The sequence below is a fragment of the Caballeronia sp. GAWG1-5s-s genome (genome assembly GCF_023631445.1).
GTDB lineage: Bacteria > Pseudomonadota > Gammaproteobacteria > Burkholderiales > Burkholderiaceae > Caballeronia.
Map to the genome: position 1 here is coordinate 1 of NZ_JALQDC010000021.1, position 25,316 is coordinate 25,316.

Consider the following 25,316-nt stretch of genomic DNA (forward strand, 5'->3'; position numbering starts at 1 on the left):
TGCATGTGTCCACGCGGACACATAGGTTCAGACCTTCAGCCGCTCATTGGAAGGACGTTGTTTCTGGACCGCATACGTTCGAAACGGCATCTTGCGAATTTCTAAGCTGCCTACGCGGCAGCGAACTACAGGTCGTCGTTCTCAACGTCGAGCATGAATTTCTAAGCTGCCTACGCGGCAGCGAACGCCTGGCCACCTTGACGGGCGTCGCGCTGGGCTTTCTAAGCTGCCTACGCGGCAGCGAACGGCGAGCCCGCCTACTCACCTTCTCGTCAAATTTTCTAAGCTGCCTACGCGGCAGCGAACCAAGCGAAGCAGAGCGACGAAGCCGCGAAGCTTTTCTAAGCTGCCTACGCGGCAGCGAACGCGGAATGTGTCGTGTTAGATGTGCAGTGGCCTTTCTAAGCTGCCTACGCGGCAGCGAACGAGCAATTGGCGGCCAAGTGCGCATAGGCGTATCTCTAAGCTGCCTACGCGGCAGCGAACACGCCGTATCAGCTGGGGCTAAGTGTCTTCACTTTTCTAAGCTGCCTACGCGGCAGCGAACAAGAATATCTAGAGGCATGGGGCGCACTTAAGTTTCTAAGCTTCCTACGCGGCAGCGAACGGACACGCGCCGATGCAGTGCTGTTCCTGAAATTTCTAAGCTGCCTACGCGGCAGCGAACGCATCAGCCGCCGGTCTTGAGCTACTCGATCTTTTCTAAGCTGCCTACGCGGCAGCGAACATTACATGGCTAACCGTATGAACGAGTCGAGCCTTCTAAGCTGCCTACGCGGCAGCGAACGTCGTAGCGATCCTCTGCTCATAGGTGCGGACTTTCTAAGCTGCCTACGCGGCAGCGAACGCCAACCAGTGCGGGATGCCCTCGACGCAGTGTTTCTAAGCTGCCTACGCGGCAGCGAACGCAATACGGCAGACCAACGACCGTTTCCGCACTTTCTAAGCTGCCTACGCGGCAGCGAACATACACAGATCGTCGGCGTCGTTACGGGGCAGTTTTCTAAGCTGCCTACGCGGCAGCGAACTAGGCCCAAATGACAGCAACCCGCTGATTCAAAAGAAAACTAGCGAAGATACGGCCAAAGTACCCAAATTCTCGAACAGATCGCAACCCGTTGATCCTTCAGGCCCCGGAGCTCCACCGCCAAAAAAGGGTTAAAACCAAGGCACGCTGCCACCGCAACTGAGCCCGTAAGCGTTGAACGCACCTGCCACCGCACCAGACGCCGACACCACCTGCTCCACGAACAGGCAAAACGACTGCCCTGTGCTGGCACTGCGGAGTTGCACATACGGCAGATGCGGACGTCGTTCGACGCTGTCCGGAATCGCAGCCGCAGCCTGCTCCGCCGATTCGCCCTTGCGTCGCATACGACGTCGCCGCAACCGCTCGGCATTGGTTTTGAACTGCCGACGTTGTACGACACAGTGCGCCACATCCGGCGGCACCGATACGCAGCGCGTGACCTTCACATGATCCCTCATGCCCTGGAGCCAAGCTTGCGCCATCAGCGACTGCAGCTCGGCTTCCGTGCCATGCAATCGCAAAACGTCGCCCAATGTACGCGGGCGTAAGCTATACCCAGGAAAACTGATGCCGATCTGCTCCGCATGAAGCCGCACCAACGCTCGATGCAGCTTCGCCACGAGCGCGCCCAGCAGATGCGCCCGGTTGAACTCGGGATCGGGTAACAGCGTGATGTCGATGTAGTGGCTGGTCATGGCCGTCAGCTCGCATCGCCGAAAACGCCGCCACGGATCATCACGGCCATGACGAAGTGTTGCTGCTCGACAGGCGGCGTCTTGTCTCTGAGCAACCAGTCATCCAGTAGCGTGTAGAAATCCTGCTTCTGCTTGGGCTGACGATACGCCTTGCCTTGCGTCGTGACAGAGCCGTACGGCTCCACGGCAATCGGCCCGAGTTCGTGTGCGTCCGGGTACCACGTGTCGATGGTCCGCACAGCGTTTCCGATCTTTTGCGAGTGAATGGCTGCAACATCCTGCACGTCGTAGAGCGTTTTGCTTTTTCGGCTGCTGCCCTTGTCGAGAATCAGCTCTTGTGACGGGAACACTTCCTGTCCGAACCCAAGGCGCACGTAGGCCGTGACCTGCAACAGCACATGCGCATCGCCAGCCAGGCCGGCAGCTATCAGTTGACCCAGTGCCGCGATATCCGAATCGAATTCGCTCATCGCGCGAAGGCTGACGGACAGGGCGTCGAAGGACCAGGCTCGTTCGGATTGGCCGTTCTTCTGTTGCGCCACGTCCACCTGCACGCTTTCCGCTCCCATGCGGTTGCGCCAAAGGAAGCGTCCGTTAGCCAGATTGGCCGCGTAACGGGTCGCCAATTCGGTATAGCCTTGTTGCGCGACGTAGCTATCAACGACGCCTTGCAGTTTCGCCCGGTAAGGTGCGCTATTACACGCCGATGGCGTGCCCGCGCCCGACAGCACTCGCAATGTGAACTGAACCCTGAGCGTGTCGGCGTCGGCGGGCAACGCGGCGACATCGACTGTTTGCAGGTTGGGATTCTGGATGGACGCATCCAGCTTCGCCGGATCCTGATCCTTGGTCTTCTGACGGTTGGAGATCGTGCCGCGCACCGATTTTTCTCGAATACGGATCGGTGTCCAGGCGGATGCATCGCCGCGATCGTCCCAGCGGCCCGAGTGGAACAAGGCGTCCGATGGATCCAGTTTGCGCTCGAAGGCGAGGACGGATGCGGTAGTGATTTTTTCAGACATATCTTAGCTTAACTAAATGAGGTGATGAAAGGACGTGATGAGCCCGGCGTGGGCTACATTGATTCAATCGAATTCGAGGTTCTCGGTATCGGTCCGTGAGAGAGCCGAGTCATTGAACACGTAACCGCTTCGGCAGCGATATAAACCGGTCGCAGGATCGGTTTCCGGCCGCCACATCAGTTCATGGACGCCGCTCAGTCGATGGAGGCTGATCCATTCGCCGAACGAGTAGACCGACTCCACGAAGACGAAGGGTGTGGAAGCATCGCGCGCGTTGGCGACGCTGCCGGCAGGATGCGGCTCTCGGAGCGCCGCGTACCCTACGGGTATCGGCACGGTCCAGCCGCCGCCCTTTTGCCTGGCGGGGTCTGCCCATCGCAACTTTTTACTCGATGTTTCCTGAGCGTCGCCCTCCGACACGGGCTGATGATTGAACCGCGCCGCGTGTAGCCAGGCATCGAGCAACGTAGCACCGGACTCTTCGTTACTCAGTGTGCGAAGACGATCGGTCAACAGATCGTCGCGCCCAACCAGCGCATAGCCTGGCAGCCACTGGCGTCGCCAACGAGCGAAGGCGCGTGTCTTTTCATCGTGGTCTTCCGGAAGCAATGCCATCCACGGCCGTGTGCGTCGTCCCGGTTTGGGACGAGTCGGAAGCACGCTCCCGCCGGCGATGCGCATACGCGCGACCACTTCGCCGATCTGCGCAGCCCATTCGCCGAATTGCGCTTCCTGATTCAGTGGCCACGGAGCGCTGACACCGTTGTTTGCGTGCGGTGTCGCCAAAAAAAGCAAGGTAACGTCCAAATGCATCCGACCTTCTTCTGCAATGGCCGCACTCTGGCCGCTGCTATCGAGGGGATTGCGCGTCAGGCGAAAGGTCTTGACGTATCCATCCGTTACCTGCTCTTCGTGGTGATGGCACACCACGCCCACCGCGTCGAGCTTGATGGGTATATGAGCGGCAACGAGCTTGCGTTGCAATGCCCACATATGCCCCGTGAAGGCGGTAATGGACGGGAAGCCATGTGTGAGGGGGCTCGAAATGGCGTTGGCGTTTTGCACGCGCAGATGCGGCAGTACGAGCAGCGCCTCGGGAGCGTTTGATCTGGTCATGTCTGTGACCCTGTTAGCTGGTTATTGCGCATCGGGAATCGAGCCGTTCACGTACGATGCGTAGGTGTTGCATCCAGCTACCCTCATCGTCCAGGAGGATTCTTCGCCACTCGCGAGACTCGAAGTATCCGACCTCGGGTAGCTTGTCCCGCAGCCGGGCATTGAGCCATTTGCCGAAACGTTCTCCCACATGCGCGGGCCAGTCCAGCGACAACCAGCGGCTGGCGAACTCGCCTTCTTCCGGCAATTCGGCCCGAAGCGGATCGAGCCACAGTTGCTCCTCTTCCGCCAGATCCTCAAAGGCTTCGTCCCTCGTCCAGCCCGCCGGATGTTGGAGCAGTTCGCCGGCGTAGGCGACGAGTTCATCGACAAGCTCGTTGACGAGCTCGCCGACGCGATCGCGCGTGTGCATGTTTTTCGGTCGGCTGTCTAACAGTACGGACTCGAGTTCGCGCAGGACCGTACGCACCAACGGGCGCGCGCCGAATGCTCTTTCGAAGATGGAGCGCGCATTGACGGGAAGGTAGTGGCGCTGGCTCTGCCAGACGGGCGGTGGCAGCGACGACAGTAAGTAGTTGTTCCCGCCGCGTTCGCTATTGAGTTGGGAAATGTTCTGCGGCTTCGTGCCTCCCAATTTCTGAACGGCGAGATCACGGTATTCTCGGTACACGCCGTCGAAGGGCAAGCCGTCGCGGCGAGCTTGCCGGGCGAGCTTGTTCTGCTCGCCGAAACGCACGTCTTGAACGTCCTCGTAAACCGTTTGAGCGAGCGAGGTGGCGTAAGCGGCGCGAGAAGATGATATTGCGCATCGTCAGCGGCATCTTCACCTACGAGCCAATACAACTGCTTGGCTCTTACATGTGAGGTAGCGCCGGCATCGCGCTCGTCGGTCAGGCTGATTAGTGCGTCTCTTAGTGACTTGGCTTTGGCGGGTTCATCGTCGAGCGCTTGGAGCGCGTCTGTGTCGTTGGCACGGAGGGCCTCCAGCAAGTTGCGCCCCTGGACCTGCAGCTTTAACAGCTTGTACACATCCAGTGCTGCTGCGTTTCCCACGACATCTACCGCAAACTGACTGCCGAGCGCGTGACTGCCTAACTCGTTCAGCGCCGGCAAACTGGATGGTGTTATGTAGATGTTGGTGCCGCGTGCCTCGGGATGCATCGGTTTCAGGGAATGCGTCACGGCTTGAATCTGCTCGACGCGCCGCGCTGCGCTTTCGAGCCACGTGTCGCGTTCATAATCCGCGATAACTTCGGCGCGCCTCGGATCCTCGGGCGGAAGCTTGTCGAGTTTTGTTTGAAGACGGTTAAGCAGGAATGCATTGATGGCGGCACCGAAGTTCGGATGATCTTCAATGGCGGGTGAGTCGGACATTGGGCTTTCCTTTTGGGCAAAGACTCATAAAAGGGTTGATATAGGCTTACCGAAATTCTGCGCAGACTACGCCTCGATCTTCATTTCGTATGCCGTAGTCATGACGATGGCGATCGCGATCGCTTCGATGCGCGCCGCGATGCGATCGGAACGCTGCTCGAGCAGGCGCGGGCCGTCTCGCGCGAGCGTCCCGCGCTGATCCACAGCAACTGCCGGCCGAGCGGATCTACCAGCACCGTGGCGTGTCGATGGCACCTGTGTAGCGGAAACTCGTCAATCACCAGATACTGGACGCGCGACGAGAGGGGCGCCGCGACGCGCTTACGCAGGCGCATCTGGTCGATCGAATTGACCGTATGACAGCTCAGACCGTAGAAAGCCGCTACCGCGTTCACACTGGATGTCTGCAGTCGCTTCTCGCACGCTTTGGCAAGACGCTCGGTTATCCGCCGGTAGCGGCCCAGCCACGGCAACCTCTCCAGTCGCGGTCCACCGCAGCGTTCGCACCAGACCCGGCGGCGCGGCACGTGCAAGACGACCGGATATCCGTTACACGGCAGGTCGCGCACGCGTCGCATGGTCGTCTCATGAACCTGAGTGCAACGACTTCCGCATTGCCCGCAATGCATGACCTTGCTAATTGGCTTCAGATGCACCGATAGCGTAGGACCTTCGTCTTGCACCCATTCGACCTGCTCTGGCTGATAGCGAGGCCAGCAACCGTGCGCCTGAAGTTCACTCATATTAAGCAAATTGGTCTCCTAAACACTGTAAAGTTGGACGGGCACCACGCAGCTGCGCTGGAAAGCTCCACGGTCTCCTGCCATGAACCCGTAGAAAGCATCGCTCGGTGCTAGGACCGGCGCGGCGCGCGTCTGGCATATGCTTAACATCGGGCGCGGGACGAAGAGTCTCCCGTGTTGGAGAAGCGTATTCGGCTCGTGGGGAGCCAGTCAACTCTCAGAGAATAGATTTCGGAATAACCTCAACTATTTAGTTATGCGGTATGATTAACGCTCATGCTGCCGAAGAGGTAGCTCAGCAAAGTCAGCTCTCCGGAATTGGCGTCTTTTTCTGCCGCACAGGCAGCCCTCTGTCACACCTTCTTGAAGCCCAATGCCGGGTGGTATTTCCAGCCGTCTTCCGACTTGGGCAAGCTGACGACCGCCATACTTCGAGCACTGGCCAAGAGACTCTGATCTTGCGCGACGGCCCATTGCCGCAGAAGGTCAATGAGGTCGACGTGGAACCATGAGCCAATGCCGGGACCGCTCAGATCAGAGTCCGAAATCGTGAACAAGAGATTGCGAATATCGACGAAAGGCCTCTTCTCGCCATCCGACTGATCGATGACACGATACAGGCGCAACCTGTTCTCGTCCTCCGTGGGCAGCAACACGACGTCTTCGCGTGGCTGAGATTCGCGGCGAAATCGCTGCAACTGCGGCAGCACACCGGTTAGCCAAATTCGCGTCTGCCGGTCTTCCCGACTGTACCAATGCCGTGTGGCATCGCGGGAGACGGGCGTGCAGAGCCGGCTGGTTTCGTCGCGCGGCAACATCGTGTCACGCATGCGGGCGTGCTCTAGGTCGGCCAGGCGGGAACGCGGATGCAGCGTTTTCGGCTGCTGAATGCGGGGCTGCGCATCGATAGGCCAATCATTGTCGGAAGGAGGCAGATCTAGCAAGCTGCTCAACTGATGCGACTCCAGATGGAAAAACTCCTGGGAGTCTTTTACGTGGTCAGCTCGATTGCCGGTGCGTCTGTTCATCTCGAAGCCGGGCTTGGAGAAGACGGGGTCCGCTTCGCTGCGCCGCTCGAAGTACCTCAGGTTCGTATCGAATAGCGCGATGTTCGCCCGCTCGACGCACCCGGACCGATGGCGTCGCACACGCCCAGCAAGCTGGATGAACGAACGCATCGACGACGGTTCGGCGATCGCCCAATCCGCATCCCAGTCTCGACCGACTTCGCAAACCGGCGACGCAAGGACCACGAACACGTGGTGCGGCTCATCGTGCGCTTCTAGCAAAGCGCGCACGGAAGGGTGCTGCACTGATGCACTTCTCTCGTGCGCACTCGGGCGGCGATCGAACACGGCATCCAACTGCTGCTCGATGTGCGAGCGCGCGATAAGCGGGAATTGCGAGTGATACACGCAAAGGTGCACGCGCACGCCCTCTGCCGGTGAGCCCTGCCGATACATCGCCAGTGCGACGTCGAATAGCGCGTCGATATTGGCCATTCGAATCAGGCCGAAACTCACACGCTTGCCTGTCGCGGGGTCGACGGTGTGGTTCTGCGCGTCTTGGTGCAAGGTCCACGCGCGCTCGAGTGCAAGCGATGCGAACGCTTCACGGCGCTTCTGCTTGCGCATCGCTTTCCATTCCTGCACAGGCACTTTTATCAGTTGGACTCGTCGCCGGACTTCCGCCTTGGCCAGATGTAAGCAGCGCTTCTGCACGAACGCATCATGCACTGCTGAGAATTCGTCGCCAGTGGCGCAGTCCGCATGCGATTGCGCGAACTCGTCGACCCACAGGCACGGGACACGCGGCGGTTCGTCGGGCCGTTCGCCGCGGTTACGTTGATAGTGACGCCGACCATCCAGATAGGCGAGATACAGCCCTTGCACCAACGCCGGCGGCAAGGTAGCTGAAGACAACAGCACGCGCGAACCCAGAAGCCCTGCCCAATGCACGAGTCGCGTCAGCGCGGGAAGGTCGTCCATGTCGAAATCGTCCGGCTCGTCGAGAACCAGATCGCCAGTCATCAGCCGCAGCATCGGTGCAATCTGGCGCCCTCCGCGCAGACTTTCGGTGGCGGGCGTCAGGTGGTCGACGGTGCAGACGAGCAACGGGGCCGCGATGAGCGAACGCATGCGCGGATCATCGACTAGTCGCTGTAGAAGGGGATGGCGGTCGTTGCCCTCGAAGAGCACCTGCCCGCCTTCGTCGAGCAAGTCCTGAGCGGATGCAGATCCGGTCGATTCAGCCTGACTCTCTCCATATTCGAATAACGCACGGCTGGCCGCTCCGCCCACCTTGATGGCTAGTTGTTCGTCGTTCAGCGCGAGATCACGCTGGAAGCTGCGCCCCGTTTGCAAGGTGAGCGTACGAAGGCCGATTGCAAACGCACAGCGCATGCCAAACTGTGGGTCGGCAAGCGCGTTCATGATCCGTGCGTTGCCGATTGTTTTGCCGCAGCCCGTCGATGCCATGTTGACCACGAACGCACCATGCTCGGCCGCACGTAGCCGTACACCGGCAGCAAGATCGGTTGCTTTGTCCTGCCATTGGAAGCGCGGGTCGGTGTTGCGTTTCTTTAGGCTGCGATGGTTCTGAAGCGTGGGCAGGCTGCGCGCCAGCGTCGGCAGCGAACGCGTGATGAGCGAAGCGTGTGCTTGCACACCGAGCAGGTGCTCATCTAGCGTTTGATTGAACGCCAGACGCGGCAACTGGTCGGAGTTCGTTTGACGGCGCGTATTCGCGTACAGCGGATAGTCTGGATTGAGATACGGCTTGCGACGCGCTTCGTCTTCGATGCTCGAATAATGATGATCCGCAAGCATCAGGCATAACCGCGACACGTGCATCATGAACGGATCGTCCAGCGCGGTGGGTATGGCTGCTTTCGGCAAGTCCAGTAGCTTGCGTGCGTAGCGCGCCGCTTGTTTCCGCCAAGAAGATGTCGCAACCGGCAGGCCGAAGGGAAAGGACCAGTGGGCGTCCAGTACGGCATGCGACACGTCTTCCCGAGGCTCATTCCAGTCCGCGTCAACTCGACCGAGTAAATCGAGCAGTTCGTGCTGATGCACCGATCTGAGGTTGGCTCCGAAACGGCGCCAGCGGTGCTCCGGCTCCTCGAGATCGGCGTCCACGTTGCCGTCTTCTTTTCTGACCGGTTTGCACGGCATGCGGTGATGCGTCATGATCAGCCATGCCACGGCCTGCGCCAAAGGCGGCATGGTGGCGAACGGCAAGCGAGCGCTCGCTTGCGGCTCATCGCGTCCGTCGCGCAGCAGGCGACCGCCTCGGTGATCAAGCCACTGCGCCTCGAACGCCTGCACGTCGGTGGACGCATCCGCACTGGATGCCAGACGACGCAGCCAGTCCGCATCGTCCTGCGCGTCCCCGACGAACGCCTGAAACAAGCGCACCGATACCCATTCATGACGGTAGTGATTGCGCTCCCTCAAGCCGGGATTGCGCAGTCGGTCCTGAAAAGCCCGGGAGGACTTGCCCAAGTCATGCAGCAGAGCGGCGAGGGCGGACAGTGCCGACACCGCGGGTAGCCGGTGCCACGCGGTTTCATCGTCGGCATGCAGCACGTCGTTCGCGGTGACATTGGTCGGCACTGCTCCTTCAGCATTGAATTGCCGTGCATCACCGACGATCCACAGAAGCTCGCTGTGGTCACGCGCGCGTATCCAATGGCAAGCGACGGCCGTGTTCTTGCGCGCGTTTTGGCGCAACAGCTTGCGTACCGTATCGAGTCCCGCTTGCGTGATCGGCGTCTGCCAAGTGCGGTCGCCGCGCCGTTCGGCGAACTGGTCGAGAACGCGCCGTGTCTCAGTGAGCGCGCGCTTGGTACATTGCGAGACGAACAGCACGTTCATGGGAGAACAGCGGGTGGCTTGGCGCGAGCAGCAGTTTCGATGGCGATGGCTTTCAGCGCGTCGATGATGAAGTCCACTGACTCGTCGCGCGTGAGCGCCTCGATGCATTGCCGGCGGAACTGCTGCTCGTCGTCGCCGCGCATAGCCGACAAAAATGCCTGCGGTAGTATCACGGCATCCTTGATCAAATCGGCGGCATCGAACACGAGCGCACCGCGTCGCGTTTTGCAGTGCAACACGGCGAGTCCGTGGGGCAGGCCCAGAACCCAGGTCGCCGTGGCGCCGAGGCCGTAGCCGAGATAGTTGCCGTGATCGAGGAAACGATTGGCGGCATCGGTGCCGCTGCCACGTTTCGCGCGAGTGAATTCCCCGTAGCCGACGGTGTCCACCGCGAGCTTGAAGGGAGCCTTGGTCAGGCGAGCTTCGACGGTGAGCAGCGCGGTAGAGTCCGGTGCATGCGCGATCTGGTCGACAGCCTGCCGGACGAGCGCCTGCAAACGGTCGACGTCGACGGAGAATCCAGTCTCTCGCAACGGTTGTGCGGTCCACGCCTGCTGAAGTCGTTCGAGCCGCTTTGTCTGCAACTGCTTGGCGGCGGCTAGACGCAGCGCATCGTCGAACCAGAAGCGAACCCACGCCTGAAGATACTCGGTCGGCCGGTATTCGCTTTGAGGCGACATCCACGCCACTTCGACGTCAGTCTCGTTCGCGCTGAAGAGCGGCGTGCCGCCACCGCCGCAAAAGCCCACCAGCACTCCCGCCTTGGCGAGCTCGCGCATGGCCGCCTGCGTGACGGACGTGCCTGTTCCGAGCAGAATACTGGTTGTATTGGCGATCGGGATATTCCAATAGAGACTTTTCTTACCCGCGTCAGTCACGTATTCGACGCGTCCACCCTTCACGAGTACGCGGCAATGTTCCAAGTAGTACAGATTGGCGCGCTTTGAATGCAGGATGGTCTTAAGGTCCGTAGTCCGTATCGATTCCATGCTGCCTTGAATGTGTGTGAAGAGTCCGATTGGTCGATGTGGGATCGACTCTAGCAGAGGGGTAATCGATTGTCGTACTCGGGAATCGTCAATTTTGCGCTGGCGCAAGGAGGGCGAGGGTTGAGGGTTTGTTTATGGTCCTTCCGGGTGGTTCTAGCTGCCTGGCGGCAGCGGATAACATGGACCGTTGCAAACTGGTCTTCAACGCTTTGTGAGCTGCCTACGCGGCAGCGAACCCGGGCGTGTCACCGTCAAGAGAATCATCGTCTTTCTAAGCTGCCTACGCGGCAGCGAACACCGTGTCAGTAACTTCCTTTCTCATGCGATGTTTCTAAGCTGCCTACGCGGCAGCGAACTATCTCTCACGGCAGCAGCGGTCGCCGCGTCATTTCTAAGCTGCCTACGCGGCAGCGAACTCGCCGTAGCGCGGGATGTAGCCCTCCATTTCTTTCTAAGCTGCCTACGCGGCAGCGAACCGCACACGATCGCGTCGTCGGTGCCTGGCACCTTTCTAAGCTGCCTACGCGGCAGCGAACGCGCAATACACTGTCCGCGCTGATGCACAAACTTTTCTAAGCTGCCTACGCGGCAGCGAACAAGTCGAAGCTCTTAACTGGGCCATCAACAATTTTTCTAAGCTGCCTACGCGGCAGCGAACTCGCCGCGGTGCTGGCCGGGAATCGCTTCGTTTTTCTAAGCTGCCTACGCGGCAGCGAACGGCGTGCCGGGGCCGGGCGCCCCGTAGGCTCATTTCTAAGCTGCCTACGCGGCAGCGAACGCGAACACGATGCTCGAGTCGTCATGACGTGAGTTTCTAAGCTGCCTACGCGGCAGCGAACGTTCTCTGATCCGCTCATCGCTCGGCGCAGCATTTCTAAGCTGCCTACGCGGCAGCGAACCAAGGTTTGCAGCAGTGTGCTTCTTGCAGGAGTTTCTAAGCTGCCTACGCGGCAGCGAACGCGAAGCGGATCGGTCATCTCGATCCTCGGTGCTTTCTAAGCTGCCTACGCGGCAGCGAAGTCTTCCCGAAGCAGGACAGCGTGCCGGCCGACTTTCTAAGCTGCCTACGCGGCAGCGCACGATACGAGCGAAAGACGCTGGCTCCCGGTGACTTTCTAAGCTGCCTACGCGGCAGCGAAAGACTTGCGTGCTTCCCTTCACTGCCATGACGATTTCTAAGCTGCCTACGCGGCAGCGAACGCATTCAAAGCAGCGTTATGCGCGGCAACGATTTTCTAAGCTGCCTACGCGGCAGCGAACGCGGATCGCTGCTCCCGCAAGCCCCGGTGTGCTTTCTAAGCTGCCTACACGGCAGCGAACGCAGCGTCGCATCGTCTATCCGCTCGCGCACTTTTCTAAGCTGCCTACGCGGCAGCGAACTTGACGCAGCCTTCCCGTCACTGATCCATCGATTTCTAAGCAGCCTACGCGGCAGCGAACGGCTGCACGCGCGTCATCAACGGTCCGGCAATTTTCTAAGCTGCCTACGCGGCAGCGAACTACACAGACGATGTTTCTTTTCAGCCGATGGATTTCTAAGCTGCCTACGCGGCAGCGAACTTCCGGGCAACAGCGATGCAGGCGGCGGAGGTTTTCTAAGCTGCCTACGCGGCAGCGAACTCAGGCCAGCGATGTTCAGGAGGCACCTGAGTTTTTCTAAGCTGCCTACGCGGCAGCGAACTTCAGCGTCTTGTCCATCTTCACTCCTGTCGGTTTTCTAAGCTGCCTACGCGGCAGCGAACAACGGGTGGCCGCTTGTGTCTTGATGCGACGTTTTCTAAGCTGCCTACGCGGCAGCGAACAGTGGAGGCCGGCGTACGGGTCCGAGGTCATGTTTCTAAGCTGCCTACGCGGCAGCGAACTCGAAACTGCAGCGCGGTTGCGTGCCGGTCGCATTTCTAAGCTGCCTACGCGGCAGCGAACTCGTGCGGTTTTCGACGGACGGCCCCACGACGTTTTCTAAGCTGCCTACGCGGCAGCGAACGATGCGTCGCACGAGCGTGCGGCGTTTGCAGTTTTCTAAGCTGCCTACGCGGCAGCGAACGTTGGTCGCGCGCAGGCGGTGCCACTTGCTGTTTTTCTAAGCTGCCTACGCGGCAGCGAAACCGGCGAGATGCGAGTGCGCCCACGCACAAATTTTCTAAGCTGCCTACGCGGCAGCGAACTGCCAAGCCCGGCGCTTAGAGCGCACCACATTTTTCTAAGCTGCCTACGCGGCAGCGAACGGCACACCGAGACGCGAGGAGCCGCTCGGCAATTTCTAAGCTGCCTACGCGGCAGCGAACCCGCCGTTCGCGGTCGGCTTGTATTGCAGATATTTCTAAGCTGCCTACGCGGCAGCGAACCGTTCATCGACTGGCCGACGCTCGTCGTATAGTTTCTAAGCTGCCTACGCGGCAGCGAACGGTGAGCCATTGACGCAGCCGGTGCCGATGATTTTCTAAGCTGCCTACGCGGCAGCGAACTAGACACAAAAGACACCAAACTATTGATCCGCAACGGATTCGCCCGTTGCCAGACTAAGATACCCAAAAAACCGGCATCGTCGCAAACCCTTGAATCAAAAGGCTCGAATTAGCCCAACAAAAAAAGGGTAGTTCGCAGTCGGCAGACTCCTCTGCACCCGTTCCCGCGATTCTACCGATCGACGCCACAGACGTGCACATCCGCAGTGAGCGACTGCGTATCAAAGCGTGTCGCCGGACGCTCAATTGCGGGGAAGTCGACAAGCGCGCCGCAAGAGTCCATAGCGAGCTGGCGCCGTCGACAGCGCAACCCCCGATGCGCGCTCCGAACCCCGAGAGTGCAACCGCAGCACGAAGCCACAAACGAAAAGCCCCGGCCAAAGCCAGGGCTCCCTCAGCGCTCAGTGCAACACAAACCGCCCATCACACCTAACGCCTAAACCAACTCCTCAAGCCCAATTCGCGTGAAAACTCCCCGCCTTATCCGTCCGTTCGAACGTATGCGCACCGAAGAAGTCCCGCTGCGCTTGCACGAGATTCGCCGGCAGCCGCTCCGACCGATACGCATCGAAATAAGCAATCGCCGATGAGAAAGCCGGCACCGGAATACCCGCCTTCACCGCCGCGACGACGACATCGCGCAATGCGTCTTGATACTTCGCGGCAATATCGCTGAAATACGGATCGAGCAGCAGATTCGCAAGCGCCGGGTTCGTCGCATAAGCGTCCGTGATCTTCTGCAGGAACCGCGCGCGGATAATACAGCCCGCACGGAAAATCTTCGCGATCTCGCCGTATTGCAGATTCCAGTTGTACTCTTCGGACGCCGCGCGCAACTGCGCGAAGCCCTGCGCATAAGAAACGATCTTCGAGAGATACAGCGCACGCCGCACCGACTCGATAAACGCCGCGCGATCGCCGTCGAACTTCGGCGACGGCCCCGACAGCACCTTGCTCGCCGCCACGCGCTGATCCTTCAGCGACGACAGCACGCGCGCAAACACCGCTTCGGTGATCAGCGGCAGCGGCGCGCCCACGTCCAGCGCGTTCTGGCTCGTCCACTTGCCCGTGCCCTTTTGCGCGGCGCGATCCAGAATGACATCGACGAGGTCCTTGCCGGTTTCCTCGTCCTTCTTCGAGAAGATCTTCGACGTGATTTCGATCAGATAGCTGTCCAGCTCGCCCTGATTCCACTCAACATAGACCTTGCCCAACTCTTCGTTCGACAGCCCCGCGACGCGCTTCAGCACATCGTAGCTTTCGGCGATCAGCTGCATGTCGCCGTACTCGATGCCGTTGTGCACCATCTTCACAAAGTGGCCCGCGCCGTCCGGTCCCATGTACGCGACGCACGGCTCGCCGTCCGGCGCTTTCGCGGCGATTTCAGTGAGGATCGGCGCGACGAGTTCGTACGCTTCCTTCTGTCCGCCCGGCATGATCGACGGCCCTTTCAGCGCGCCTTCCTCGCCGCCCGACACGCCCGTGCCGATGAAATGCAGGCCCGACTTCGCGAGGTCCTGATTGCGGCGGATGGTGTCGGTGAAATGCGTGTTGCCGCCGTCGATGAGAATGTCGCCTTTTTCGAGCAGCGGACGCAGCGCCGCGATGGTGTCGTCGGTGCCGGCGCCGGCCTTCACCATCATCAGGATGCGGCGCGGCGTTTCGAGCGACTGCACGAACTCTTCGAGCGTGTACGTGGGCACGAGCTTCTTGTCGGGGTGTTCGGCAATCAGTTCGTCGGTTCTGGCGCGGCTGCGGTTGTAGACCGACACAGCGTGCCCGCGGCTCTCGATATTCAAGGCCAGATTGCTGCCCATGACGGCGAGACCCACCACGCCGATAGCTTGTTTGCTCATGCTTGATCTCCGAATGACCGAAGCGATCGCGGCTCGTGGCGCGTGTCGCTCCGGGAAAGAAACGTGTCGATTGAATGCGGGCTTCGCGCGGGAGGGGTCGTCCTCATGTCCGACCGGCGAAGGATTGCGCCGCCGCCCGGCCGGTGCGCGAGCGCAGACCGCCCGAATTTACCACTTCGGGCGTTATCCGGCAGCGTGCGCGGTTGTGCGCGGCGCGGTTCGCCGGCATAGAATGGACGCCCGCCATCGGCGCAACGCGCCAAGAGCCACGCAATCAACGAATCATGGCGCTTTCCCGGCGCACGCGAGCGCATCACTATTCGGTTTATGTCGTCGAACTCTCGGACGCGGTCTGGAACGAGGCGCGCTTTCGTCGTGCGAATCCGGATTACGTGCTCGGCAAGCCGTTCGTGTATGTCGGCATGACGGGCGTGGACCCGGACGTGCGTTTCGACAAGCACAAGGCGGGCATCCAGTCGAATCGTTATGTGCGCGAATTCGGGCTGCGGCTCTTGCCGCATCTGTACGAGATGTACAACCCGATGCCCTACGACGGCGCACGCGACATGGAAGTGGAGCTTGCGATCGGCTTGCGCGAAGCGGGTTACGGGGTTTGGCAGGCGTAAAAGCGAAGATCCAACAACTATTGCGATAAGGAGCGAGACATGCGGATTCTGGTCGTAGGCGCGGGGGCGATCGGCGGCTATTTCGGCGCTCGGCTACTGGAGGCGGGCAGGGACGTGACCTTCCTCGTGCGTGAACGCCGCGCCGAGCGGCTGCGCGAAAGCGGCCTGAACGTGCGAAGCCCTGAAGGCGATCTGACGTTCGCGAATCCGCCTATCGTTCTCGCGCAGGATATCGACCAGCCTTTCGACCTCATTCTGCTGAGTTGCAAAGCCTACGATCTGCAAGGCGCGATCGATTCGTTCGCGCCCGCCGTGGGTCCGAACACGGCCATCTTGCCGCTCCTGAACGGCATGGCTCATCTCGATGCGCTCGACGCGCGTTTCGGCGCCGCGAACGTGCTCGGCGGCCAATGCGTGATTGCCGCGACGCTCGATGCAGAAGGCACGATCCTGCATCTGAACAACATGCAGTCGATGACCATCGGCGAGCGCGCGGGCGGCCGGACGCCGCGCATCGACGCCATCGCGCAGCAACTCGGCGGCGCGCGCTTCGAATTGAACGTGAGCGAGAACGTCCTTCAATCGATGTGGGACAAGTGGGTCTTTCTCGCGACGCTCGCGAGCGGCACGTGTCTGATGCGCGCGCCGATCGGCGACATCGTGGCCGCGCCGGGCGGCGAAGAGCTGCTGCGACGGCTGTTCGACGAGTGCCGCGGCATCGCCGCCGACAACGGCCACGCACCCGGCGACGCCGTGCTCGCGCGTGGGCGTGCGTTCTTCTCCGAGCGCGGTTCGCAGATGACGGCTTCCATGCTGCGCGATATCGAGAACAACGCGCCGATCGAAGCGGACCACATCGTCGGCGATCTGCTCGCGCGGCGAAAGTCGGCGGTGGATGCGTCGTCCTCCGTGCTGGCAACGGCGTATGCGCATCTGAAGGCATATGAAGCAAGGCGGGCGCGCGCTTCTCAGGCATGAACCCGCGCGCGGACCGCTTCTGCCGCGCGGCCCGACGCTGTACGCTCTCGGCTTTTGCCGCTTTCTCCCCTCACCGCGCCATGCCACCGGATTCCGCCCGTCCCACGATCCCCGAACTTTTCTTAGGCTTTCTGACGCTCGGCCTCACGGCGTTCGGCGGCGCGCTGCCGCTCGCGCGACGCGAGATCGTCGAGCGCCGCAAATGGCTCGACGCCGAAGCCTTCACGGATCTACTCGGCCTGTGCCAGTTCCTGCCGGGCGGCAACGTGATCAATCTGTCCGTGGCTGTCGGCATGCGCTTTCGCGGCGTGCCGGGCGCGATTGCCGGTCTGCTTGGTCTGCTCGTCGGGCCGTCGCTGATCGTGATCGGGCTCGGCGTCATCTATCAACGCACGCATCAGGACCCGCGCGTCGCGCATCTCTTCGCAGGGCTCGCGGCGGCCGCGGCGGGACTCTTGATCGCGATGGCCGTGAAGCTGCTCTGGCCGCTGCGCAAGAAGCCGGAGGCCGCCGCCGTCGCGCTCGTGATGTTCGCTGGCATCGCGTTGCTGCGCACGCCGCTGCTCCCGTCGATGCTTGTGCTCACGCCCATTTCCGTGCTGATCGCCTGGAAGGTGCGCCGATGAAAGACGATCTATTCTCGCTCGCGGCCATCTTCAGCCAGCTGTCGCTGCTCGCGTTCGGCGGCGGCAACACTATCCTGCCGGAGATGCAGCGGCAGGTCGTGCAGGTGCATCACTGGATGACGAAGGCGGATTTCTCCGCGCTTTTCGCGCTCGCGCAGGCCGCGCCGGGGCCGAACATGATGGTCGTCACGCTGATCGGCTGGCATGTCGCGGGATGGCCGGGCGTGCTGGTGACGTCGCTCGCGAAGTTCGGGCCGTCGTCGCTCGTGACGATTCTCGCGCTGCACGCGTGGGAGCGCTTCAAGGACCGCCCGTGGCGGCGCTATGTGCAGCTCGGGCTCGTGCCGATTACCGTCGGACTCGTCGCGGCGAGCGCGCTGCTGATTGCGGAGGCGTCGGACCGCGCGGCGGTGCTCGTCGGCATCACGGCGGCGGTCGCGGTGCTCGCGTACAGGACGAAGCTGCATCCGCTGTGGCTGCTGGCGGGCGGCGCGCTGATCGGGCTGTCGGGCTTCGGGCAGTGACCGAACGACGGCGAATGATTGTGACTGTCGGTTCTTCGGAAGCAAACGAGCAAGGCAAGAGGGCGCTAACGGCTAACGCCGCGCTAATGTTCGGCTCGGGGCAGCAACCGACGAATGACTAGCTGCCGCGCTTCGGCCACGAACCGGCTGAACGCCAACCTGGCAGGCTTCCTGCTGCTTCTCAAGCCGATGCAAACATGAGGAACGCGCCATGACCATGACCACCGAATACGCGAAGACCGCGCCCGACCGCAGCGAAATCGACGCGATGACCGCGCCGACCGTCGTCGAATTCGGCACGGACTGGTGCGGCTTCTGCCGCGCCGCGCAGCCGCTCATCGCGCAGGCGTTTCAGGCGCATCGCGGCGTGCATCACATCAAGATCGAGGATGGCAGCGGCCGGCCGCTAGGCCGATCCTTCCGCGTGAAGCTGTGGCCGACGCTCATCTTCATGCTCGAAGGCAAGGAAGTCGCGCGCCTCGTGCGCCCGGGCGACGTCGGCGAGATTCGCGACGCGCTCGCGCTCATCGACGAGCCGCTCGCCGAATGACCGCTCGCGCTTTCTAGCGCGCTCAGGGTTATCGCCAGCAAGACAGCGCCGCGCCTGACTTGTATGATGACCCGATGACTTCACACCCGTCCACGCCGCGCCTGTTCGAAAAGATTCCGCCTCGCGCGCTATCGGACACGGTCGCGCAGCAATTGCAGACGCTGATCGAGAACGGCAGTTTCGCCGCGAGCGGCAAGCTGCCGAGCGAAGCCGTGCTCGCGCAGGAGTTCGGCGTGAGCCGCACGGTGATCCGCGAAGCCGTCTCGCGTCTGAAGAACGAAGGCATGGTCGAGCCGCGGCAGGGCAGCGGCGTGTTCATCGTGGAGCGCGCGGGCATCCGGCCGCTGCGCATCGACTACGCGCAGGCCGTCGAGCCCGGCGCGGTCGTGCAGATTCTCGCGCTGCGTCGCGCCATCGAAGCCGAAGTGGCATCCGAAGCCGCGATGCATCGCACTGAAGCGCATATGCAGGCTATCGACGCGGCGCTCGGCCGTATCGACGAAGCCGTGCGCGAGGGACGCGACGGCGTGGCCGAAGACGTGGCGTTTCATCGCGAGATCGCGAACGCGACCGGCAATCCGTATTTCCTGAAGACGCTCGCTTTTCTCAATCAGTATCTGGAGGCCGGCACCGTGGTCACGCGCCGCAACGAAGCGCTGCGCGAGGACTTCTCGCGGCAGGTGCGCGAGGAGCATGCCGCGATTGCCGATGCCATTCGCGCGGGCGACGCCGTGGCCGCGCGCGACGCCGCGCAGACGCATCTTATTAACGCCGCGCGCCGTCTCGCGGAAGCGGGCATTCGCTAACACTTCGCATCAAACCAGAGGAACGCCATGTCGAGAAACGTCGGAGTCATCGGGCTGGGCGCGATGGGAATGGGCGTCGCGCGCTCACTCTTGCGGGCGGGATTCGCCGTCCATGCGTGCGATGTGCGCCGCGACGTGCTCGACGCCTTCGCGGCGGAAGGCGGCATCGCGTGCGCGTCGCCGGCGGAGTTGGGCGGCAAGTGCGATGTCGTCGTGACGCTCGTCGTCAACGCGGCGCAGACGGAAGCCGTGCTGTTTGGCGAGTCCGGGGCCGTCGACGCGATGAAGCCGGGCAGCGTCGTGCTGGCCTGCGCGACCGTCGCGCCCGCGTTCGCCGTGCAGCTGGGCGAGCGCATCGCGCAAAAAGGCGTGCTGATGCTCGACTCGCCCGTGTCCGGTGGCGCGGCGAAGGCGGCATCCGGCGAAATGACGATGATGACTTCCGGCCCCGCCGCCGCCTACGCCGCGTGCGAAGACGTGCTCGACGCGATGGCCGGCAAGGTGTATCGGCTGGGCGACGCGCACGGCGCGGGCTCGAAGGTCAAGATCATCAATCAACTGCTCGCGGGCGTGCATATCGCGGCGGCCGCCGAAGCGATGGCGCTCGGCTTGCGCGAAGGCGTCGATCCGGAGGCGCTCTACGACGTCATCACGCACAGCGCCGGCAATTCGTGGATGTTCGAGAACCGCGTGCCGCATATCCTCGCGGGCGACACCACGCCGCTTTCCGCCGTCGATATCTTCGTGAAAGACCTGGGCCTCGTGCTCGATACGGCGCGCACGACGAAGTTTCCGCTGCCGCTTTCTGCCGCCGCGCATCAGATGTTCATGATGGCGTCGACGGCCGGGTACGGGGGCGAGGACGATTCCTCGGTCATCAAGATCTTTCCCGGCATCGAGCTTCCCAAAACTGCGAAGTGACGCCTGAAGCAACAAGCCGAGCCGCCACAAGGACACTGAAGGAGAACACGCGATGCCCCGCTTCGCCGCGAATCTGACGATGATGTATCCCGAACACGCGTTCCTCGACCGCTTCGCCGCCGCCGCGAAAGACGGCTTCAAGGCGGTCGAATTCCTGTTCCCGTACGACTTCCCCGCCGCCGACATCAAGGCGCGCCTGACCGACAACGGCCTGACGCAGGCGCTGTTCAACGCGCCGCCCGGCGACTGGGCGGCGGGCGAGCGCGGCATCGCGTCGTTGCCGGGGCGCGAGGACGAATTTCGGCAAAGCATCGACAAGGCGCTCGAATACACGGCCGCGCTCGGCAACAAGAAGCTGCACGTGATGGCCGGCCTCATCGCGCCGGATCAGCCGCGCGACGAGCACGGCGCCGTCTATCTGCGCAATCTCGAATACGCGGCGAAAGCGGCGCAGTCGGCGGGCGTCGGCATCGTGATCGAGCCGATCAACACGCGCGATATTCCCGGCTTCTTCCTGAATCGACAGGACGAGGCGCAAGCCATCTGCGATGAAATCGGCGCGCCGAATCTGCAAGTGCAGTTCGACATCTATCACTGCCAGATCGTCGAAGGCGATATCGCCGTGAAACTCAAGCGCGACATGAAGCGGCCGAACGCCGGCATCGGGCACATTCAGATTGCGGGCGTGCCGGACCGCAACGAGCCGGATATCGGCGAGCTGAACTATCCGTATCTGTTCGAACTGATCGATTCGCTCGGCTACGACGGATGGATCGGCTGCGAATACCGGCCGAAAGCGGGCACGTCCGAAGGTCTCGGCTGGCTGAAGCCTTATCTGTGATGCATGTGATGCGTTCTGGAGCGACGACATGAAAATCCTGATCACGGGCGGCGCGGGCTTTCTCGGCCAGCGGCTCGCCAAGCGGTTGCTGGAACGCGGCACGCTCGACGGCCAGCCGGTCACCGAACTGCTGCTGCTCGACGTGGCGCGTCCCGCCGACGCGCAGCTGCTCGCCGACCCGCGCGTGCGCGCCGAAACCGGCGATATCGCGGAGCGCGCGGTGCTGGAACGCTGCATCGACGGCGAGACGCGCGCTATCTTTCATCTCGCGGCCATCGTCTCCGGCCAGGCCGAAGCGGAGTTCGATCTCGGCATGCGCATCAATCTGGATGCGTCGCGCACGCTGCTCGAAGTGTGCCGCGCGTCGGGGCACGCGCCGCGCGTCGTGTTCACGAGTTCGGTCGCGGTGTATGGCGGCGTGCTGCCGGACATCGTGCAGGACGACACGGCGCTGAACCCGCAAACGTCGTATGGAACGCAGAAGGCCATTGCCGAACTGCTGCTCTGCGATTACTCGCGGCGCGGCTTCGTGGATGGCCGCGTGCTGCGGCTGCCGACCATCAGCGTGCGGCCGGGCAAGCCGAACGCGGCGGCGTCGTCGTTTGCGAGCGGCATCATTCGCGAGCCGCTGAACGGCGAACGCTCGGTGTGTCCGGTGGACGGCGACACGCGGCTGTGGCTGCTCTCGCCGAAGAGCGCCGTCGATGCGCTGATCGCCGGCTGCGAGATCGATCGCGCCGAGTTCGGCATGCGGCCGATCATCAATCTGCCGGGGTTGTCGGTGAGCGTGAACGAGATGGTTGCGGCGCTGCGCGAAGTGGCGGGCGACGAGGTCGTGTCGCGCATCGACTGGCAGCGCGACGAGCGCATCGCGAAGATCGTCGCAAGCTGGCCGGGCGCGTGGGATACGTCACGCGCCCAGCAATTGGGACTGACGGGCGACCGGTCGTTCGCTGACGTGATTCGCGCTTACATCGAGGAAATGCGCGGGTAGCCGCGCAAGTCGGCGAGCGCTCATGCGGAAGCGGCGCGGCCGAACTATCGGGTGATGCCGCCGCCGACGTCTTCGCCGCGCTCGTCGCGCGAAGCTCGCGCAAACCTGCGCAGCGTTTAGCGCGAAGAGCGCAAACACTCGCAGCTAATTCAAGGAGCGGATAGCTAACGCCATCGCGCCCGGCATGCCGCGCACGTGTCACGCTTACATCCTTATTTCCGCGCTACACTCCTCTCTTCAGTGTGACGAAGGCCGCAGTGGATCACGGGCGTCGCACGCCCGTTTCTCCCTCGCTCGCGGCCGGATTGCCGCCTTCGCCGCGCTCGCGGCAAGCGCTTCGGTCACGTCAGAACGCCATCGCGCACGCGGGAGATCCCATGTTGCTCCACCAGCTAGTCGATCGTTTCGGCCCGGCGATCGTTTTCATCAACGTCATGGGCTCCGCGCTCGGGCTGCCCGTGCCCGCCATGCCGACGATGATCATCGTCGGCGCATCCACCGCGCTCATGGCCGTGAACGGCGGAGCGTTCTGGCCGCCGCTCGCGGGCGTTCTGGCCGTCGCCGTGCTGGGCGGCGTGCTCGGCGATCTCGTCTGGTTTCAGGGCGGGCGCAAGTACGGCGACCGCACGCTCAAGACCATCTGCAAGCTGTCGCTCTCGCGCGATACCTGCGTGAAGAAGACCGAACGCTTCTTCGGACGCTGGGGCGTGCGCATTCTGCTCGTCGCAAAGTTCATCCCCGGTCTGTCGCTCGTGTCGGTGCCGCTCGCGGGCGCGATGGGCGTGCGGCTGCGCAGCTTCGTCCTGCACGACGGCGCCGGCGTCGCGTTGTGGAGCGCGGTCGGCCTCTCCGTCGGCGTGGTGTTCGCGGCGGAACTGGAAATGGTCTTCGCGATGATCTCGCGGCTCGGGCGGCAAGCGGTGATCGTGGTCGCGGTGCTGCTCGCCGTCTACGTGACCTACCGCTGGTGGCGCCGCCGCGCGCTCATGGCGACGCTGGAGAAAGCGCGCATCTCGGTGGATGATCTCTACGCGCTGATGCACGGCGATCCGCTGCCCGTCATCTTCGATATCCGCTCGGCGGAAAAGCGCATGCTCGACCCGTACGTGATTCCGGGCGCGCTGTTCGCGGACGAGCGCGAGTTGCAGAAGATCATCGAGAACTACGACAAGGACCGCAAGCTCGTCATTTATTGCTCGTGCCCGAACGAAGTGTCCGCCGCATGGATGGCGAAGACGCTGCGCAACGCGGGCTTTCGCGATGTCTTGCCGCTCACGGGCGGCCTCGACGCATGGCGGCTCGCCGGCTTCGAAGTGGCGAAGCTCACGGAGTTCGGCGAGATCGTCGCGGCGACGCCGGAAGAAGCGGAGCAGATCGCCAATACGTGCTCGCTGCCGATGGTGCGAGATGCGGCGTCGCCCAACACACCGTCCGCCAACATTACGTCGGCGCCCCTGCATGAACCCGGCTTACCTCACGGAGATCACGCATGAGCACCACCCCGAACAGCGATCGCGCCATGCAGATGCCGAATGTCGTGGCGTGGAGTCCGGGCATGCCGCCGCCGGACGATTCGGGCACGCCGGCGCCGACCGCGGCCGCGCCCGAAGCGGAGAGCGCGCCGTTTTCGCCGCTGCAAACGCGGGCGCACCAGATGTTTCCGCGTCTCACCGACGACGAGATCCAGCGCATGTCCCGCTTCGGCAAGGCGGCGCGCTGGCGCGCGGGCGAGTGGATGTTCCGCACAGGCGAAGTCGGGCGCGGCATGGTGGTCATACTGAAGGGACTCGTGCGCGTCACCCGGCGCGACGCGCTCGGCAAGACGCATATCGTCGTCGAACACGGCGCGGGGCATTTTCTCGCGGAAGTGGCGCAGCTTTCCGGCAAACCGTGTCTGGTGGACGGCATGGCGGCCGAAGATGTCGAAGGCTTCGTGATCCCGCCCGAACGGCTGCGCGCGCTGCTCGTCGCCGAAGCGGAACTCGGCGAGCGCATCATGCGCGCGCTGATCCTGCGGCGCGTCGGCTTGATCGAGAAGGGCAGCGGGCCCGTGTTGCTCGGCCAGGCGGACGATGGCCGGCTCATCTCGCTGCAAGGCTTCTTCCGGCGCAACGGCTATCCGCACACGGTCATCGACGCGAACACGGACCCGGACGCCATCGCGCTGCTGGAGCGCATCTCGGCCTCCACGGCGGATTTCCCGCTCGTCATTTGTCCGGACGGCACGGTGTTACGCGCGCCGGACGAGAATCAGGTAGCGACGCAGCTCGGCTGGCTGCCGGAGTTCGATTCGAACCACGTCTACGATGTCGCGATAGTCGGCGCAGGGCCGGCCGGTCTTGCGACGGCCGTTTATGCGGCGTCCGAAGGATTGTCGGTGGCCGTGTTCGATTGCCGCGCGCCGGGCGGTCAGGCGGGCGCGAGCTCGCGCATCGAAAACTATCTCGGCTTTCCGACCGGCATCTCCGGTCAGGCGCTCGCGGGGCGGGCGTTCGTGCAGGCGCAGAAGTTCGGCGCGCACATCGCCATTCCGACGCGCATCAAGGCGCTGCATTGCGGCGAGTCGCCCATTCAGATCGAACTGGAAAACGGCACGCGCGTCTCGACACAGACGGTCGTGATCGCGTCGGGCGCGGCGTACCGGCGGCCGGCCATCGAAGGGCTGGAACGTTATGAGGGCCGCGGCACGTACTACTGGGCGTCGCCGGTAGAAGCGAAGCTCTGCAAGAACGCCGACGTCGTGCTGGTGGGCGGCGGCAATTCGGCGGGGCAGGCGGCGGTGTATCTCGCATCGCACGCGCGTCACGTCGACGTGCTGATTCGCGGCGCGAGCCTCTCGGCGAGCATGTCGCATTATCTGGTCGAGCGCATCGGCTCGTTGCCCAACGTGACGGTACGCACGCATACGCAGATCGTCTCGCTGGAAGGCGATGACCGCGTGCTCACGGCCATCAACTGCAAGACGCCGGATGGGCCGCTCAAGCTCGAATCGCGGCATCTGTTCCTGTTCACCGGCGCGGACCCGAACACCGACTGGCTGCGCGATTGCAGCGTGAATACCGACGCCAAGGGCTTCGTGCTGACCGGACCCGAGGCGCACGAGGGACGCACCGAAGGCGTGATGGGACTGGAGACGAGCGTGCCGGGCGTGTTCGCCATCGGCGACGTGCGCTCCAGTTCGACCAAGCGCGTGGCGGCGGCCGTGGGCGAAGGCGCGGCGGTCGTCTCGCAGATTCACGCGTTGCTGGCGCAGCGCGAAGTGGCGAGCGTCGCGGGATCGTGATC

At 62.7% G+C, this 25,316-nt stretch carries 18 protein-coding genes, 2 pseudogenes and 2 CRISPR repeat arrays; of the genes and pseudogenes, 12 read left to right on the plus strand and 8 right to left on the minus strand.

Translation table 11 applies throughout. The features are described from left to right. Positions 1-98 precede the first annotated feature (98 nt). A CRISPR array of direct repeats spans positions 99-1,028; the repeat unit is 28 nt; unit sequence TTTCTAAGCTGCCTACGCGGCAGCGAAC. 130 nt (positions 1,029-1,158) lie between these two features. From cas6f to csy1, 4 genes and pseudogenes are all read right to left on the minus strand, one after another. After that, positions 1,159-1,725, minus strand: a complete 567-nt coding sequence (cas6f, locus tag NCR34_RS14175; RefSeq protein WP_250500169.1) for a type I-F CRISPR-associated endoribonuclease Cas6/Csy4 — start codon at positions 1,723-1,725, stop codon at positions 1,159-1,161. A 5-nt stretch (positions 1,726-1,730) separates the two neighbouring features. After that, positions 1,731-2,747, minus strand: coding sequence for a type I-F CRISPR-associated protein Csy3 (gene csy3 / locus NCR34_RS14180; RefSeq protein WP_250500170.1), 1,017 nt, complete (start codon positions 2,745-2,747; stop codon positions 1,731-1,733). Between the two features lie 63 nt (positions 2,748-2,810). Then, complete coding sequence (gene csy2, locus NCR34_RS14185; protein WP_250500171.1) at positions 2,811-3,863, minus strand: type I-F CRISPR-associated protein Csy2; 1,053 nt, start codon at positions 3,861-3,863, stop codon at positions 2,811-2,813. A gap of 13 nt (positions 3,864-3,876) precedes the next feature. Next, positions 3,877-5,045, minus strand: a pseudogene (gene csy1, locus NCR34_RS28205) (type I-F CRISPR-associated protein Csy1). A 3-nt stretch (positions 5,046-5,048) separates the two neighbouring features. Here csy1 and NCR34_RS14195 point away from each other — a divergent pair. Next, entirely contained in the window at positions 5,049-5,228 is a 180-nt protein-coding gene (locus NCR34_RS14195) for a hypothetical protein (protein WP_250500173.1), read from the plus strand. 78 nt (positions 5,229-5,306) lie between these two features. On the opposite strand, the pseudogene NCR34_RS14200 reads toward NCR34_RS14195, so the two are convergent. The 4 genes and pseudogenes from NCR34_RS14200 to gnd form a co-directional block, all read right to left on the minus strand. Next, positions 5,307-5,989, minus strand: a pseudogene (locus NCR34_RS14200) (helix-turn-helix domain-containing protein); the annotation flags it as partial. A gap of 344 nt (positions 5,990-6,333) precedes the next feature. Then, a complete protein-coding gene (cas3f, locus tag NCR34_RS14205) occupies positions 6,334-9,855 on the minus strand; it encodes a type I-F CRISPR-associated helicase Cas3f (RefSeq protein WP_250500174.1) in 3,522 nt (1,173 codons plus the stop codon). Beyond that, positions 9,852-10,844, minus strand: coding sequence for a type I-F CRISPR-associated endonuclease Cas1f (cas1f, locus tag NCR34_RS14210; RefSeq protein ID WP_250500193.1), 993 nt, complete (start codon positions 10,842-10,844; stop codon positions 9,852-9,854). Before cas1f ends, cas3f begins: the two co-directional genes overlap by 4 nt. A gap of 208 nt (positions 10,845-11,052) precedes the next feature. Continuing rightward, a CRISPR array of direct repeats spans positions 11,053-13,309; the repeat unit is 28 nt; unit sequence TTTCTAAGCTGCCTACGCGGCAGCGAAC. 449 nt (positions 13,310-13,758) lie between these two features. Further along, entirely contained in the window at positions 13,759-15,165 is a 1,407-nt protein-coding gene (gnd, locus tag NCR34_RS14215) for an NADP-dependent phosphogluconate dehydrogenase (protein ID WP_250500175.1), read from the minus strand. 284 nt (positions 15,166-15,449) lie between these two features. On the opposite strand from gnd, the gene NCR34_RS14220 reads away from it, so the two are divergent. From NCR34_RS14220 to NCR34_RS14270, 11 genes are all read left to right on the plus strand, one after another. Further along, the gene (locus tag NCR34_RS14220; protein ID WP_206469091.1) at positions 15,450-15,791 is read left to right on the plus strand and encodes a hypothetical protein; all 342 of its coding nucleotides are present in this window, start codon (positions 15,450-15,452) and stop codon (positions 15,789-15,791) included. A 39-nt stretch (positions 15,792-15,830) separates the two neighbouring features. Then, positions 15,831-16,769, plus strand: a complete 939-nt coding sequence (gene panE, locus NCR34_RS14225; protein ID WP_250500176.1) for a 2-dehydropantoate 2-reductase — start codon at positions 15,831-15,833, stop codon at positions 16,767-16,769. Positions 16,770-16,849: 80 nt separating this feature from the next. Continuing rightward, a complete protein-coding gene (locus NCR34_RS14230) occupies positions 16,850-17,395 on the plus strand; it encodes a chromate transporter (protein WP_206469094.1) in 546 nt (181 codons plus the stop codon). Next, the gene (locus tag NCR34_RS14235; protein WP_250500177.1) at positions 17,392-17,919 is read left to right on the plus strand and encodes a chromate transporter; all 528 of its coding nucleotides are present in this window, start codon (positions 17,392-17,394) and stop codon (positions 17,917-17,919) included. Before NCR34_RS14230 ends, NCR34_RS14235 begins: the two co-directional genes overlap by 4 nt. A gap of 211 nt (positions 17,920-18,130) precedes the next feature. After that, positions 18,131-18,469, plus strand: coding sequence for a thioredoxin family protein (locus NCR34_RS14240; protein WP_175940888.1), 339 nt, complete (start codon positions 18,131-18,133; stop codon positions 18,467-18,469). A gap of 101 nt (positions 18,470-18,570) precedes the next feature. Then, entirely contained in the window at positions 18,571-19,275 is a 705-nt protein-coding gene (locus NCR34_RS14245; RefSeq protein ID WP_250500194.1) for a FadR/GntR family transcriptional regulator, read from the plus strand. 27 nt (positions 19,276-19,302) lie between these two features. After that, complete coding sequence (gene ltnD, locus NCR34_RS14250; protein WP_250500178.1) at positions 19,303-20,196, plus strand: L-threonate dehydrogenase; 894 nt, start codon at positions 19,303-19,305, stop codon at positions 20,194-20,196. Between the two features lie 52 nt (positions 20,197-20,248). Then, the gene (otnI, locus tag NCR34_RS14255; protein ID WP_250500179.1) at positions 20,249-21,037 is read left to right on the plus strand and encodes a 2-oxo-tetronate isomerase; all 789 of its coding nucleotides are present in this window, start codon (positions 20,249-20,251) and stop codon (positions 21,035-21,037) included. Between the two features lie 28 nt (positions 21,038-21,065). Beyond that, positions 21,066-22,031, plus strand: coding sequence for a D-erythronate dehydrogenase (gene denD, locus NCR34_RS14260; RefSeq protein ID WP_250500180.1), 966 nt, complete (start codon positions 21,066-21,068; stop codon positions 22,029-22,031). Positions 22,032-22,411: 380 nt separating this feature from the next. Further along, positions 22,412-23,524 carry a DedA family protein/thiosulfate sulfurtransferase GlpE gene (locus tag NCR34_RS14265; RefSeq protein ID WP_250500195.1) on the plus strand — a complete coding sequence of 371 codons (1,113 nt, stop codon included), beginning with the start codon at positions 22,412-22,414 and terminating at the stop codon, positions 23,522-23,524. Beyond that, positions 23,521-25,314, plus strand: coding sequence for an FAD-dependent oxidoreductase (locus tag NCR34_RS14270; protein ID WP_250500181.1), 1,794 nt, complete (start codon positions 23,521-23,523; stop codon positions 25,312-25,314). The genes NCR34_RS14265 and NCR34_RS14270 overlap by 4 nt, the downstream gene beginning before the upstream one ends. The last annotated feature ends 2 nt before the right edge of the window (positions 25,315-25,316 follow it).